We start from the raw sequence: 15609 nt of genomic DNA on the forward strand, positions 1-15609 counted from the left end.
AACTATAAAATATGTTACTATTTCAAAAACTTACAAAAGGACAAATCATAGCAACTTGTAAAAATTGTAAAAATGAAATTGAAGCAAAAAAAAGACAATGCCCATACTGTGGAATTTTAAATCCAACAGTAACCTTAAAAGATATTTTTATAGGATTAACAATTGTTATATTTGTTATGAGTATAGTTACTTATTTTCTAAAGAACTAACTATTTTCCTCTAATAATTGCATATAAAAATCCAACTGCTAAACCAATAAAGTGGGCATACCAAGCAATTGGAAGTCCAATTATCAAAGGTGCCACAGAGATTAGTAAAACCCAAGTTATTATCCCACTTCTTTGGGCTTTATCATAATAAGCCACATAACCTAAAAGCGCACAAATAGCACCTGATGCTCCAACTAAGTTTACATTATGATCCAAATAATAAATATATGCAAAAGAGAAAAGAGAAGTTAGTAAACCAGTTATTAAATATAAAGATACTAACTCTTTGGCTCCTTTAAATCTCTCAATTAGATTTCCAAATTGCCAAAGAACAAACATATTCATTCCAAGATGAGCAATTCCGCCATGAGCAAACATCGAAGTAAGTGGTTGCCACCAAAAACCATATACTAAAAAATATAGATTTAATCCAAATAATATTCCACCATTTGAGATATTTATTTGAATAATATACATTAAAACTGTAATTATTATTAGTACATTTGTAGCTGTAAAATCTTTTTTACTAAAGTTTTTTAACATTGTTTTTATATACCTTTATCGCGCAATCTATTTTTGAAGCTATCTCATTTTTATCATAAAGTTTAAAATCTGTATAAAATTTAAAAATCTCTTTATCATCGGCTAAAAATGAAGTCAAAATTCCTCCTGAACAAAATTTACAATCACTTATTTTCTTATTCTGTTCTTTTTTATCATTTTCTATTATCTCATATTTTATAGTTAAATATTTGGTAATATCTTCTTTTGATTTTTTCTCAATAGCTTTTATATAATAACTATTTAATTCCTCAATAGAGATAAAATCTTCAATAATAGATTGTGTTTGTTGGGATTTTTTATAAGAACCTTCTAATTTATAAAAACCCTTATTTAAAGCTTTTATAGATTTATTTAGAAGTTCTTGATTATAAATTTTTGAAACTGTGAAAACTTCTTTTTCACACAAAAGAGGAATAACTTCCTCTTTTGTTATCTCTTCATAACTATCATTTGCAATATATTTAGAATATAAAACTATAGTTATAGTAATTAATACAATTGAAGCTAGAGTAAAAAAGTTATTTACAATTAAACTATCTCTAGCTCCTCTTTTCATTTATTTAAACTAATGCTTCTTTCAAAACATCTTCTATTACATCAACAGCTTTTATTTCCATAGCATCTTTTACTTCTTGAGGTATATCTTCTAAATCTCTTTCAAAGTTCTTTCTAGGAACTAAAGCTTTTTTCATTTTTGCTTTATATGCTGCAATTAATTTTTCTTTTAGTCCACCAATTGGTAAAACTTTTCCAGAAAGAGTAAGTTCTCCTGTCATTGCAATATCTGATTTAATAGGTCTTTCAGATAAAACAGAAGCTATTGTTAATGCCATTGTAATTCCAGCACTTGGTCCATCTTTTGGAGTTGCACCCTCTGGAATATGTAAATGAATATCAAATCTTTTATAAACTTCACTTGAATCAACTACTACTTTATCCGTAATTTCTTGTGCAGTTTTTGGAATAATTTTATTATCAATTTTTAAAGTTCCATTATCAATAAGAACTTTTACAACTGAATAAGAGATTCTTGAAGACTCTTTCATAACTTCACCTAAGTTTCCAGTAACAGATAAACTACCTTTTCCTTTTAACTTAATAGCTTCAGATTTTAAAACATCTCCACCAACAGAAGTCCATGCTAATCCATTTGCAATTCCAATAGAATTTTTCTTATCAGCTGGATCGATTTCAAAAATTGGATTATCTAAATATGCTTTTAAATCTTTTGTTGCAATTGTAACTTTTTCTATTGTTTGATCATTTAAAATTTGTTTTACAACTTTTCTAAATAATTTAGAGAATACTCTTCGTAAATTTCGTACTCCTGCTTCTCTTGTGTATTTTTCAATAATTAGCTCAATCGTTGCTTTATTTAAATTAATCTCAGATTTTTTAAGCCCATGTTTTGCTAATTCTTGAGGAATTAAATAATCTTTTGCAATATGATATTTTTCATTTGGAGTATAAGATGAAATTTCAATAAATTCCATTCTATCTCTTAATGGTGCTGGAATTTTTCTAGCATCATTTGCAGTTGATACAAAAATAACTTGAGATAAATCAAGTGGAAAATTTAGATATAAATCTCTAAATTCATGATTTTGTTCAGGATCTAAAATCTCAAGCATTACAGCTGTTGGATCACCTCTATGATTTGCACCTAGTTTGTCAATTTCATCTAAAACCATTACTGGATTCATTTTTTTTGCATCAATCAAACCTTTCACAAGTCGTCCTGGCATTGCTCCCACATAAGTTCTTCTATGTCCTCTTAACTCATTTACATCTTCCATTCCACCAAGAGCAACTCTTATAAGTGGTCTTTGTAATGCTTTTGCAATTGAGTTTGCTAATGAAGTTTTACCAACACCTGGAGGTCCTACAAAACATAGAACTGTACCTTTTGATTTTAAATCTTCAATATTTCTTTGTTCAAGAAGTTGTTTAACTGCAAAATATTCTGAAATTCGCTCTTTTGCTTTTACCAATGAATAATGGTCTTTATTTAACTGGTCTTCAACATTTTTAACAGATATTTTTTCATTTGCATATTCTCCAAAAGGAATATCTAAAACTTGTTCAACATAAGTTTGTAAAAGTGAAGCATCAGGAGAATCAGGATTCATTCTTCCTAATTTTTCAATTTGCTTTTTAGTTTCTTTATAACCCTCTTTTGGCATAAACTCTTTTTTAGCTTTTAATCTTTTTTTATAAGATTTAACCTCAGCATCTTTTTGGTTATCGCTTCCAAGTTCTTTTTGAATAGCTTTGATTTGTTCTTTTAGGAAATAATCTTTGTGAGTTTTTTCAATTTTTGAATTTACTTTTTGAGTAATTTCTTTTTGAATTTTAAAAGATTCAATCTCTTTTTTAATTACTTCAATAATATCAAATAATCTTTGCTCGATATTTGTTTGAGCAAATAATTTATAAGCTTCATCTTTTTTTACTTTTAAAACTGATGAAATTAAATCAGCAATTCTTGTTGCATCATCGTTTTCTTCAATTGTTTTTACTAAATCAGCTGGAAATTTGATATTTAATCTCGATAATTTTTTTACATTGTCAATCAATACTTCAATAACTGATTTAATACTTTCTTCTTTTGATTCTTCACTTTTTAAAATATCAACTTTTGCAAATAAAGAATTTTCTTTTGTAAATTCAGAAATATGCCCTTTTACCAAACCTTGAAAAAGAACTTTTATCTTACCATCAGGTAAAGATACCTTTCTCATTATATTTCCAACAACACCTACATCATAAAAAGAATCTGCTTCTCTTTTTCCCTCTTTCCCTTGCTTTGAAACCGTAACAACTACAAGTTTGTTGTGTTCAATTGCATATTCAACTGCTTTAATATTTTCTTCATTACTTAAAAATAAAGGAGCAATCATAAAAGGATATAAAAATATATCATCTTCTATTATTAAAGGTATAGTTTGTGGGAATTCATCATAATTTTCTAATTCCATTTAATTTAACTCCTAAAAATCATATATTATTCAAATATTGCTCTGTACCAAGGTACTTTTACAGGTACAATTTCTGTTGGTTCTACCCAAGAATTTTTTACTTTTTGATCATAAAAAGCACTTCCTAAGTCTTTGTCTCTTCTTATATAAAGCTCTGCTATTTCTTTATCCATAGAAGCTTTTGCCATAAATAATCTCGAATTAATTGTATCAACTAAAGGCATATATGGAGAATTTTTATATTTTACTTTAAATTCATTGATTTGAGTTAAAGTCTCTTCTATTAGTTGTTGATCTCTAAATTGATATTTAAATCCTAAAAAGTTAGCTTTGATTTTTAAGTATCTTGCATAATCAATATCTTTACTAAGACCAAATCTTTTAATATACTCATCCAAATAAAAGTTAGCTAAAGCATACTCTTCTTCATCAATATGTGCATTAACCAATATTAACATTGCTGTTGGAACATATGGAGTATTTCTGTGTTCACTCTCTAGTGATGTATATGTGTCATCAGCTGCATCTAAATCACTTGAAGCAATCTGTTTTAACATTTTGTTATACCAGTAAATCGCTGGTTTATTATACTCTTCTTCATTTTTACTTGAACAAGCAGTAAGTACAAAGGCAGCACAAGCTATTAATAATAAATTTTTAAAGTTAAAGCTTTTGTTCATTTTAAATATCCTTTTTCATAAAAGTGATATTCTATCCAATAGTAGCTTAGGAATAATCTGCTATAATTTATCTAAATAATTAATAAAGGCAATATAATGAAACTTACATTAATTGGTAATGGTATTATGGCTCAATCATTAGCAAGAGGCTTGATAAAAAATCATGAAGTTGAGATAATTGGAAGAGATCATGATAAATTAAAAGCTATCCAAGAAAAAATTCCACAAATTACAATAAAAGAATTAACAGACAATGAAGACATAACAGGAAAAAATATATTATTTTGTGTAAAACCTTATGCTTTACAAAGTGTTTCAGCAAGACTTGTAGGAACTGCAAATATATTATTATCTATTTTAGCGGGAACAAGACTTGAGACATTAAAAAAACAAATACATGCGAAACATTATATAAGAACAATGCCAAATATTGCGGCTTCTGTTCAAAATTCTATGACTACAATTACAGGTGATAATGAAGCTAAACTTGTAGCAATGGAAATATTTGCAAGTATTGGACAAGCTATTTGGGTAAATACAGAAGATCAACTTGATATTGCAACGGCAGTTGCTGGAAGTGGACCTGCATTTTTAGCTCTTGTTGCTGAAGCCTTAGCAGATGGCGCAGTTAAAGCTGGACTGGAAAGACATCTTAGTAATCAATTAGTTCAAGGATTATTTTCGGGAACTGCATCATTATTAAAACATACTCATCCTGCAATTATAAAAGATTCAGTTATGAGTCCTGGTGGAACAACTGCTGCTGGATATGCAAAACTTGAAGAAGCAGGTGTTAGAGATGCTATGATAAAAGCTGTTGAAGAAGCATATAAAAAAGCTATTGAACTTGGTAAAAAATAGTTTTACTTTAATTGAAACTTTAATTAGTATTACTTTTTTATCCGTTGTGATAAGTGGATTCATGTATTCTTCTTATCATGACGAAATAAATCAAGAAAACTTTATGTTATTAAATAATTTAGAAAATAGTTTTAATATAAAAGATTATAAAAACTTTACAAAAACAAATAAAACTCTGAAAATTACACAAAATCAAGAAACAACTCAAAATTTTACCGTTTCAAAGTATCAATTTGAAAACGAAAATATAAAAATCTTTAAATATGAAAAATAGTTTTTCACTACTTGAAGTAATTCTAACTTTAATTATCTCTTCAATAGTAATAATATATTCAACACTTTTTACAAAAGAATTATTTTTTGAAAATAGAGTTAATCAACAACTTGAAATCCAGAAAATAGATTTATTATCTACCAAAATATTTTTCGAAAAACACCAAAATGAAATAGAAAAGTTTAAGTACTCAAATCAAAACTTGTATTTTAATAACTTTTTACTTTTAGAAAATATAAAAGAATTCACTTTAAATAAATCAGCAAATAAAATCAAAATTTTTATAAATTTAGATGATAAAATAGTTCAAACATGGGAATTTTTACAATGAAAAAAGCTTATACCCTACTTTTAACTATTATTTTAATTACTATCTTCTGCATTTTAGGTGTTTTTATTTTAGAAACAAAATCATTGAAAAGTATAAATTTAACAAATCAATACTTATATATTCAAGCAAAAAATAATAAGAATTTTTTAAAAGATTATATAAAAGAGTTGGATTTAAAAGATATAAATCATATAAAAATTGATGATGAGTTATTTGATATTTTTGCACAAATAGAATCCAAAGATTCTATTTATACCATTGATATTTTTGTAAAAGCAAAAAATTATAACATTTCACTTTATGAAAGAGTGACTAAAGAATAACATCCAAAACTTTATTAGCTAGATTTAAAGCTTTACTTCTATGTGAAAATTCTTTTTTTACTTCATTTGGTAGTTCACCTAAAGTTTTATCAAAACCATTTGGAATAAAAATAGGATCGTATCCAAAACCATTCTCACCTAGTTCTTTATTTATTACATTTCCATGCATCCAACCATGAACTGTATAAACTTGATTATTATAAACAAGTGCAATACAAGCCGTATAAAAAGCAGGTGTTTTTTCTAAGTTTAATTCATTTAATTTTGATATTAATTTTGCATTATTATCTTTATCACTTGCATTTATTCCAGCATATCTAGCACTATAAATTCCTGGTTCATTATTAAGTACAGGAACTGAAATTCCTGAATCATCTGAAATTACAATAATATTTGTAAACCCTTTTTCTATTAATAAATCATATATAGTTTGAGCTTTTTTTATAGCATTTCCCTTAAAACTATCCTGGTCTTCATCAATTTCTATTTCACCTAAAATTTCACTAAATGCGACTACTTCATCATCTGGCATTAGTTTTTGAAACTCTGCAATTTTTCCTTTATTTGCTGAGGCTATTACTATTTTCACTATTATCCTTTTTCAACCTACTATTAACTATAATTAACTATAATCTCGTAAAATTATAATATGTTTAGGATTATATATGATTAAATCAGTTTTACCTCTTAGTTTGATTATCGCGCTAAGATTTTTCGGTCTATTTTTAGTTTTACCAGTAATATCAGTATATGCTATAAATTTAGAAGGTGCAACTCCAACTTTAGTTGGAATTGTAATAGGTGGTTATGCCCTAACTCAAATGATCTTTCAAGTTCCATTTGGAATAATTAGTGATAAATTAGGAAGAAAAGGTACTATTGTTATTGGATTAATACTTTTTGCTATTGGTTCTTTAATTTGTGCGCTTTCAACAGATATTTACTCTTTATTATTTGGAAGACTTTTACAAGGTGCTGGTGCTATTGGAGCTGTAGTGACAGCTACTATTAGTGACTTAGTAAAAGAAGAACAAAGAGCAAAAGCAATGGCAACAATGGGAATGTTTATTGGAGTTGCATTTGCAGCATCAATGGCAATGGGTCCTACAATTGGGGCTAAATTTGGTGTTCAAACTCTATTTTATATTACAATGTTTATTGCTATTGGTTCTATTTTTGTTTTATTAAAAATGGTTCCAAATCCTCCACATATCACTCACACTTATAATAAAAAAGTTGAATTAGGTGCAGTATTAGGAAATATAAATTTGATAAAAATGAATATCACTAACTTTTTACAAAAAGGTTTAATGACATTTGCTTTTATGATTATTCCAATGGTTTTAACAAAAACTTATGGATGGCAATTGTCTGATTTATGGCAAGTGTATGTTCCTGCTATGATTTTTGGATTTATTTCAATGGCTCCTGCTGCTATTATTGCAGAGAAAAAAGGGAAATTTAGAGAAATTTTAATCATTGGTATTATTTTCTTTGCTGTTTCTTATTTAATTATTGGATTTAGTACAAGTGCTTCTATATTTGTAATTGGTGTTGTTATATTCTTTATTGGATTTAATATGCATGAACCAATTATGCAATCACTTGCTTCAAAATTTGCAAAAGTTCACCAAAGAGGTTTAGTTTTAGGAATCTTCAACTCAGCTGGTTATTTAGGAACTTTCTTAGGTGGAATGATTGGTGGAATGTTTTATCAAGATGTGTCATTAACTACTTTAGCTGTTGTTATTGCTGTTGTTTGTGTTTTATGGGCTATTTTAATTATCACAATGCACAATCCATCTAAGAAAAAATTTGCTTATTTATCATTAAATGAATTTCATTTAGAAAATAGTGGGAAATTAACTCACGATGCAATTGATGAGTGGTATATAAATAATACTGAAAATATAATTGCAATAAAATATGATAATGAAAAAATCAGCGAAGAAGAGATAAAAAATCTTCTAAAATAATATTTCATTTTTAATGAAATATTGGCTATTATAGATACAAAAAAAGGAGATTAAGATGCAAAAAATACTAATAATATCTTTTGTTCTAATCTCTTTTTTCTCTTTATTTTCCAGCGCTTCAAAAACTTTTAATATCGAAGAACCTCAACTAAAATCTATTGAAAACAAATTTGGAATTCAAGCAAGAACCAGAGTCGAAGAATGGGATGCGATGATAGAATCTTCAAAAGATGAAACTATTTTGAATAAAATCAAAAATGTAAATGATTTTTTTAATAAAATTCCTTATGCTTCAGATTTAAGTACTTGGGGTGTAAAAGATTATTGGGCAACTCCTTTTGAGTTTATGGGAATTGGTGCTGGGGATTGTGAAGATTATGCAATTGCCAAATATTTTTCTTTGATTAAATTAGGAATTTCTGATGAAAAACTAAGAATTACTTATGTATCTTATAAAAAAGCAAATAGCAAATTTGAACAAGCACACATGGTTTTAACTTATTATCATAAAGTAGGAGTTGAACCTGTTGTTTTGGATAATATCAATAAAACTTTACAAGTTGCATCAAAAAGACCCGATTTAGTACCTGTTTATAGTTTTAATGCATCTGGATTATGGCAAGCAAAAACAAAAGGTGAATCAAGAGTTGGAAATAATGAACTTAAATCTTGGAAAGATTTAATGAGTAGATTTTAAAAAAGGAATACAAAATGTCTTTATCTAAACAGTTATATATAATCATATCAATAATATTTTTTATGATTTTTACAGGTAATTTTATTATTAGCGTTAAAAATACAAAAGAGTATTTAGAAACTGAGTCCGTAACAAAAGCTCAAGATACGGCAACTTCATTAGGAATGAGTTTAAAAAATCTTCTAAAAGATAAAACAAATCCTGAAATTGAATCAATTATAAATGCCATTGCAAACAGAGGTTTTTATAAAGAGATTAGATTAGAAAACTCATATATTTCTTTAACTGATAGTGATTTAATAAATAATACAAAAGATTTAGATAATGATAAATGGCAAATTTCTAATGTTAAAGTTGAAGAAAAAATCGGGAAAATTGAAATATTTACTTCTATTTCTAGTATGGAAAATGAATTAAATGCCCTTGAAAATCCAAATGAGATAAACACTCAAAAACAAACAGATATTCCAGAAGTTGAGAATAGTTATATTTTTACGCCAAATGAAAACTATCAAAGCGATAAAAATGTACTTGTATCTTTTACAGCCACAAATATACTTGGTAAAAAAATCAATGCAACTTCTTCTTTAAAAATTAGTAATATTTTAGTAAAAGTTTCAAGAGAAATAAAATTTGATTATATTCCTCAATGGTTTATTAATGCCATTCCAATTGAATTAAAAGAACAAGCAAGTGAAATAAGTGATGGTTGGCAAACAAGTGCAATTATTTATGTAAGTGCAAATCCAGGTGATGCTTATGCAAAACTTTATGAACAAGCAAAAAGTGCTAGTATTTATGCAATTATTGCATTTATTATTTCTATTGCAATATTATTTATTTTTGTTCAATATATTTTGAAACCTTTAAAAAATCTAGAAAAACTAGCAAATAATATAGCAAGTGGAAAATTTGGAACAATAAAACATCTTCCTTGGACAACAGAAATAAAAGCAGTTGCAATTGCTTTTAATGATATGTCAACAAAAATAGAAGCAATAATAAATAGATTAAATAATACCCTTGAAAATTTAAGTAAAAAACTATCAACAGACGATTTAACAGCACTTTGTTTAAAACAAAATTTTGAAACTGATATGAAACATATGTTTATAAATAAATCAACTGGTTATGTTTTTGTAATAAAAATCACTGATTTAGCATCTTTTGCAAAAGCTCATACAACAAGTGAAGTTAATGATTTTATTAAAAAATTCGCAAAAATTTTAAGAGCTAATAAATATAAAAATCTAAAAACAAGTGCTTATAGATTTTTTGGTTCAGAGTTTGCTCTAATTGCTAAAGATTTTACTTATGAAGATGCAATAGGTTTTACAAAACAATTACAAAAAAGTTTCGAAGAGTTATCTATAGAATTTAACAAAAAAGAAATTGTACATATAGGAGGAACTCCATTTAACCCAATTGGAACAACACCTGAAATTCTGCAAAGCGCAACTCAAGCTTATGAAAAAGCTACTTTGATTGGACCAAATGAGTTTTTTATTACTGATGCAAATGAACTTTCACGAGATATGGAATCTTGGAGAAATCTAATTTTTGATATTATTAATGGTTCAAGATTTGAGGTTAATTATATTGGAAATTGTAAAACTCTAAATACAAGTGATGAAAAGATTGTTATGCAAGAAGCATTTACAAATTTAAAAGATAAAGATGGAAATAATATTCCAATTGGAACATTTGTTTCTATTGCTGAAAAATATGAAAAAGTAGTTGACTTCGATAAAAAAGTTATTGAAAAAGTTATTCAACATATCATAATAAATAGTATTAAACATGATATTTCAATAAATTTATCTTTAGAATCTATTAATAATACAGCATTCATTGCATGGATTAAAAATAAAATTATTGAAAATAAAGCAATTGCTACACAACTTGTATTTTCAGCAACAGCTTATGCGGTTGCTAAAAATGTAGATAAATTTAAGTTTTTTGCAGACGAAATTCATAAATGTGGTGCAAAAATAATTATAAAAAGATTTGAAACTAAATTTATTCCTCTTGGAAATCTAAAAGATTTCAATCTTGATTATATTAGACTTGCAAGAGATTATACTTGTGATATTAATAAAGATTATTCAAAACAAAGTTTTATAGAATCTATTAGTGACTTAGCAGGTTTATTAAATATAAAAGTTCTTGCTGAAAATGTAAAAGATGATGAAGATATGGAATTTCTAAAAAAATATAATTTATATGCAGTGAGTAGATAAGTTAAAGAATTTCAAGAATTTGTAAATCCAAAAAGGATTTACAAGTCTTACTCAATTGCATCATAACAAAGAGGTTTATCAAAATAATAACCTTGACAGTAATCTATTTTTAACTCTTTTATTTTATTATAAATATCTTCATTTGAAACATATTCAGCAACAGTTTTTACTTTAAACTCTTTTGAAAAGTTTGCAATTGTATTTACAATAATTTCTAAATCTTTTGAAGTATTTATTCTTTCAATTAATGAACCATCGATTTTAACAAAATCAATATCAAGTAAAGTTAATAAATTAAAGTTTGAATATCCAGCACCAAAATCATCAACTCCAACAATACAATTAAATTTTTTAATTTCAGAAATAAATTTTGAAACTTCATTAAAATCAGAAATTTCTTCTGATTCTAATATTTCAAACTCTAAGAACTCTGTATATTCTTTATTTTGTTTCAAAATTTCATAAATAAATGCTGTTGTTTCTTCATTTGCAATATCATCAAATGAAATATTTACAGAAACTCTTTTATTTTTGTTTTTTATTAATCTGAAAGCATCTTGAATAACAATTTTTATGATATTAGGATAAAGTTTTGTTTTTTTAGCAACATTTATAAAATTGTAAGGAGCAATTTCAACACCCTCTTTTGTGATATATCTTATTAATGCTTCATATTTATGAACTTTTTTTGTTTGTGTATCAACAATAGGTTGAAAATATGCTTGAAATAAGTTTTCTCTAAACCCTACTTTTAGTTGTTTTACCCATTTTATATTTTCTTCAAATGATTGTTGAATTTTAAAAGATTCATTATAAATCATTATTCTTTGAAGTTTTGTTCTTGCGTAATTTATAACTCTTTGTGAATATTTAAAAGCTCTTGCTCCATCACCTTGAGCAATACCAATAGTAATATTTATATCTATTTCAGCTTCATCAATAAGTAAAGATTCTTTTTCTATTTTATCTGCAAATGCTTTGCAAAGGTCGTAAAATTCATTTATATCTTGATTATGTTTTTTTGAAACAATAGTAAATTTATCAGCTTCAATTCTATAAACAATATAATCTTCATCACTAAAATAGCTTTTTAATTTATTAGCTAATTCATATAATATTCTATCACCGATTTTTTCACCAAAAAGGTCATTTATTGTTGAGAATTCATCAACATCTAAAAGAGCCATTAAATCTATATCATTTTCATCTAAATCTTTTTTTAGTTTATTTCTATTTGGAAGATTTGTTAGTTTATCTGTATATAAATCTTTTAATTCATGATAAATTAAAGATTGTGACATTACTTGTAAAAGTTTCGCAATATCTATAGGTTTTAGAACATATTTATCCACGCCAATATCAATGGCTTCGAGTAAATATTCTTTATTTGAAAATGCTGTTGCTACGATTATTGGAATATTTAGATTGATTTTTTTTATCTCTTTTACCATATCCAAACCATTTAAAATAGGCATATTAACATCAGTAATAATTAAATCAATCTCTTTTTCATATTTTTTGAAGAGTTCTAGTCCCTCTTGTCCATTTTGAGCGACATATTGCTTTTTTGTGAAGCCTTTTAGAATCTGATGTGTAACTTCTCTTAAGTCTTTTTCATCTTCTGCATATAAAATAGTTATATTTTTTAGTATTGAAATATTATTTATCATTAAGACTCTCTCCAAAATTATTAAGATATAATATCATAAATTTACATAATATATAAACAATCAAAAGTAATAGTAACCGTAGGAGTTTTTTTGTCTAAAGTTAAGTGTAATCATTGTCATTTAGAATTTACTAAAGTGATTATGATAGAAGAAAATGATTTAAATTTCTGCTGCAAAGGCTGCCAAGGAGTTTATCATCTGTTAAAAGATGATGGCTTAGATTCTTTTTATGAAAAGCTTGGGAATAAGACGATTTCTCCACCTTTAGAAATAGATAATAACGATTTAGACAAATTTGATTCTAAAAACTTCCTAGATAATTATGTAAAAATAAATAAAGATGGCTTTGCTCAAATAGATCTGATTATTGAGGGAATTCATTGTGCCGCTTGTGTTTGGTTAAATGAAAAAGTTTTATACGAAACAAAAGGAATAATCGAAGCTAACATAAATTTCACTACAAATAAAGCTCGAATTACTTGGGATGATGAAAAATTAAAACTATCAGAAATTATTTTAAAAATTAGAGCCATTGGATACAACGCTTATGCTTATGATTCAAGTATAGCAGATATACAAGCCACAAAAGCAAAAAGAGATTATTTTATTCGTATGATGGTTGCTGTAATTGCAAGTATGAATATAATGATGTTAAGTGTTGCAAAATATACTGGATTTTTTACAGGAATTTCAGATGAAGTAAAAAATATGATTCATATTGGTGAATTTTTATTATCTACACCTGTATTATTTTATAGTGGTTGGATATTTTTCAAAGGTGCTTATTTTGGGCTTAAAAATCGTATTATTACAATGGATTTTTTAGTTGCCTTTGGTTCTACTTTAACCTATACCTATTCCTTATTTATTTTATTTGGTGCAAAAGGTGAAAGTTATTTTGATTCGGTTGCTATGATTATCACTTTTGTTTTAGTTGGAAAATATTTAGAAGTTATAGGTAAAAAATCAGCAGTCGATACTTTAGATAAAATAAAATCTAGTTTGCCACTTGAAGCTGTTGTTGTAGATGGAAACAATAATAAAAAATTAGTTGCATTAAATAGTATAAAAATAGATGATGTAATTGAAATAAAAGCTGGTGATAAAGTGCCAGTTGATGGACAAATTGTATATGGTGAAGGTTTTTTTGATGAATCAACACTTACAGGAGAATCTATTCCTGTATACAAAAAAATTGGAGATATTGTATATAGTGGAACAATAAATAGTAACTCTTTGATAAATTTTAAAGTTACGAAAGATTTTAAAAATTCTACATTTTCATCTATTGTTACACTTCTTGAAGATTCTTTAAACTCAAAACCAAAAATACAAACAAAAGCTGCTCAAATTTCAAAAGGATTTAGTGTAACAATTTTATCAGTTGCTTTGATGACATTTTTAGTTTGGTATTTTTTTGGTATTGATTTAGGATTTGATTATACAGGAACTACGCAATTTGAAAGGTCATTTATTGTTGCAGTTTCTGTAATAGTTATTGCTTGTCCTTGTGCTTTAGCTCTTGCTACGCCAATGGCTAGTTTAGTTGGGATTTCTGAACTTGCAAAAAAAGGTTTACTTTTTAAAGAAGCAAAATTTATTGAATCAATGGCTGTTGCTTCAAGTGTAGTTTTTGACAAAACTGGAACTTTAACAAAAGGTGAATTAACTGTTGTAAAAGCAATAATTATGGATGATAATATTCATAAATTAAATCTTTTATTCTCTTTATTGTCAGCTTCAAACCATCCTGTGAGTAAATCTATTAAAAAATATTTATCAAAGAAATATGACTTAAAAGAAAAAAAATTAGACAGTGTAAAAAATATTGAAGCAAAAGGAATGAGCGCTAAATATACAAATATTGACGGAAAATCTTTTGAGCTTTTAGGTGGGAATATTGATTTACTAAAACAAAATGATATTTATTATAAGTTTGAATCAAATAAAACAGTTTATATTTTCGTAATAAATAAAAAGGTTATTGCAACATTTGAACTTGAAGACGAAATAAAAGATAATGCTAAAGAGTTAATATCATATTTACAAAAACACAATATTGAAGTTACAATGCTAACAGGTGACAATGAAAATGTCGCTTCAAATATTGCGAAACAATTAAATATAAAAAATTATTTTAGCTCTCAAACTCCTATTTCAAAAGCTGAATACATTAAAAAATTAAAAATAGAAGATAAAGTAGTTGTAATGGTTGGGGATGGAGTAAATGATAGTGTGGCTTTATCAAATGCTGATGTTGCAATTGCCATGGGAAATTCAGCAGATGTTTCATTGGCTGTTTCTGATATTGTTTTATTAAATTCTTCATTAAAATCTTTAATGGATGCTTTTATAATCTCTTCTCGAACATATAAATTTATAAAACAAAATTTATATTTATCATTAATATATAATGCAGTAACGATTCCTTTGGCAATGGCTGGATATGTAATTCCATTAATTGCAGCACTTTCGATGAGTTTAAGCTCATTAATGGTTGTATTAAACTCACTTAGAATAAAAATGAAATAGGAATAAATATGATAAATGATACGCTTTTTTTTATGTTAATAGTAGGAATTATAATTTCAGCAGGAATGTTACTTCTTTTTATTTGGGCTGCAAAAACAGGACAATTTGATGATTCAAGTAAGATGGTAAATGGCTTATTATTTGATAGTGTTGATGACTTAAATGATGCAATTAATAAAGAGAAAAATCTGAAAGCTGCAAAAGAGGAAAAAATAAAAAGTGAAAAAGAAAAATTAAAAAAAGAAGTAGAAGAAGAAAACTAGTTAACTTTCAT

16 protein-coding genes are annotated in these 15609 nt (G+C 26.4%); 10 read left to right on the plus strand and 6 right to left on the minus strand.

Features of this window, described 5'->3' with window-relative positions:
* The first annotated feature begins 11 nt into the window (after positions 1 to 11).
* Positions 12 to 209 (plus strand): hypothetical protein, encoded by a 198-nt coding sequence (locus B0174_RS07135; protein ID WP_108559131.1) that lies wholly within the window; start codon positions 12 to 14, stop codon positions 207 to 209.
* On the opposite strand, the gene B0174_RS07140 is transcribed toward B0174_RS07135, so the two are convergent.
* From B0174_RS07140 to B0174_RS07155, 4 genes are read right to left on the minus strand one after another with little or no spacing between them, the layout of a single operon-like run.
* The gene (locus tag B0174_RS07140) at positions 210 to 752 is read right to left on the minus strand and encodes a rhomboid family intramembrane serine protease (RefSeq protein ID WP_108559133.1); all 543 of its coding nucleotides are present in this window, start codon (positions 750 to 752) and stop codon (positions 210 to 212) included.
* Complete coding sequence (locus B0174_RS07145) at positions 736 to 1329, minus strand: hypothetical protein (protein WP_108559135.1); 594 nt, start codon at positions 1327 to 1329, stop codon at positions 736 to 738. Before B0174_RS07145 ends, B0174_RS07140 begins: the two co-directional genes overlap by 17 nt.
* Before the next feature lie 4 nt (positions 1330 to 1333).
* Positions 1334 to 3751, minus strand: coding sequence for an endopeptidase La (lon, locus tag B0174_RS07150; protein ID WP_108559137.1), 2418 nt, complete (start codon positions 3749 to 3751; stop codon positions 1334 to 1336).
* 26 nt (positions 3752 to 3777) lie between these two features.
* Positions 3778 to 4431 (minus strand): outer membrane protein assembly factor BamD, encoded by a 654-nt coding sequence (locus B0174_RS07155; protein WP_108559140.1) that lies wholly within the window; start codon positions 4429 to 4431, stop codon positions 3778 to 3780.
* 96 nt (positions 4432 to 4527) lie between these two features.
* Between B0174_RS07155 and B0174_RS07160 the strand changes: the two genes are divergently transcribed.
* Genes B0174_RS07160 through B0174_RS07175 form a run of 4 tightly spaced genes read left to right on the plus strand, consistent with a single transcriptional unit; the run spans position 4528 to position 6220 of the window.
* On the plus strand, positions 4528 to 5292 hold the full coding sequence (locus B0174_RS07160; RefSeq protein ID WP_108559142.1) for a pyrroline-5-carboxylate reductase: 765 nt from the start codon (positions 4528 to 4530) through the stop codon (positions 5290 to 5292).
* Entirely contained in the window at positions 5279 to 5566 is a 288-nt protein-coding gene (locus B0174_RS07165; RefSeq protein WP_108559144.1) for a type IV pilus modification PilV family protein, read from the plus strand. The genes B0174_RS07160 and B0174_RS07165 overlap by 14 nt, the downstream gene beginning before the upstream one ends.
* Complete coding sequence (locus B0174_RS07170) at positions 5556 to 5897, plus strand: hypothetical protein (protein WP_108559146.1); 342 nt, start codon at positions 5556 to 5558, stop codon at positions 5895 to 5897. Before B0174_RS07165 ends, B0174_RS07170 begins: the two co-directional genes overlap by 11 nt.
* Positions 5894 to 6220 (plus strand): hypothetical protein, encoded by a 327-nt coding sequence (locus B0174_RS07175; RefSeq protein WP_108559285.1) that lies wholly within the window; start codon positions 5894 to 5896, stop codon positions 6218 to 6220. The genes B0174_RS07170 and B0174_RS07175 overlap by 4 nt, the downstream gene beginning before the upstream one ends.
* Here B0174_RS07175 and B0174_RS07180 read toward each other — a convergent pair.
* Entirely contained in the window at positions 6210 to 6809 is a 600-nt protein-coding gene (locus tag B0174_RS07180; RefSeq protein ID WP_108559148.1) for a non-canonical purine NTP pyrophosphatase, read from the minus strand. The genes B0174_RS07175 and B0174_RS07180 overlap by 11 nt on opposite strands.
* A 76-nt stretch (positions 6810 to 6885) precedes the next feature.
* Between B0174_RS07180 and B0174_RS07185 the strand changes: the two genes are divergently transcribed.
* From B0174_RS07185 to B0174_RS07195, 3 genes are read left to right on the plus strand one after another with little or no spacing between them, the layout of a single operon-like run.
* The gene (locus B0174_RS07185) at positions 6886 to 8196 is read left to right on the plus strand and encodes an MFS transporter (RefSeq protein ID WP_108559150.1); all 1311 of its coding nucleotides are present in this window, start codon (positions 6886 to 6888) and stop codon (positions 8194 to 8196) included.
* A gap of 55 nt (positions 8197 to 8251) precedes the next feature.
* Positions 8252 to 8893, plus strand: a complete 642-nt coding sequence (locus B0174_RS07190; RefSeq protein WP_108559152.1) for a transglutaminase-like cysteine peptidase — start codon at positions 8252 to 8254, stop codon at positions 8891 to 8893.
* Between the two features lie 14 nt (positions 8894 to 8907).
* Complete coding sequence (locus B0174_RS07195; protein ID WP_108559154.1) at positions 8908 to 11133, plus strand: bifunctional diguanylate cyclase/phosphodiesterase; 2226 nt, start codon at positions 8908 to 8910, stop codon at positions 11131 to 11133.
* A 47-nt stretch (positions 11134 to 11180) separates the two neighbouring features.
* Here B0174_RS07195 and B0174_RS07200 read toward each other — a convergent pair whose 3' ends face one another.
* Positions 11181 to 12803, minus strand: a complete 1623-nt coding sequence (locus tag B0174_RS07200; protein WP_108559156.1) for an EAL domain-containing response regulator — start codon at positions 12801 to 12803, stop codon at positions 11181 to 11183.
* A 90-nt stretch (positions 12804 to 12893) separates the two neighbouring features.
* Here B0174_RS07200 and B0174_RS07205 point away from each other — a divergent pair, with 90 nt between their 5' ends.
* Both B0174_RS07205 and ccoS read left to right on the plus strand, forming a co-directional pair.
* Positions 12894 to 15335, plus strand: a complete 2442-nt coding sequence (locus tag B0174_RS07205; protein WP_108559159.1) for a heavy metal translocating P-type ATPase — start codon at positions 12894 to 12896, stop codon at positions 15333 to 15335.
* A gap of 8 nt (positions 15336 to 15343) precedes the next feature.
* Entirely contained in the window at positions 15344 to 15598 is a 255-nt protein-coding gene (gene ccoS / locus B0174_RS07210) for a cbb3-type cytochrome oxidase assembly protein CcoS (RefSeq protein WP_108559162.1), read from the plus strand.
* Positions 15599 to 15609 lie beyond the last annotated feature (11 nt).

This window comes from Arcobacter caeni, assembly GCF_003063245.1.
Taxonomy (GTDB): Bacteria; Campylobacterota; Campylobacteria; order Campylobacterales; family Arcobacteraceae; genus Aliarcobacter; species Aliarcobacter caeni.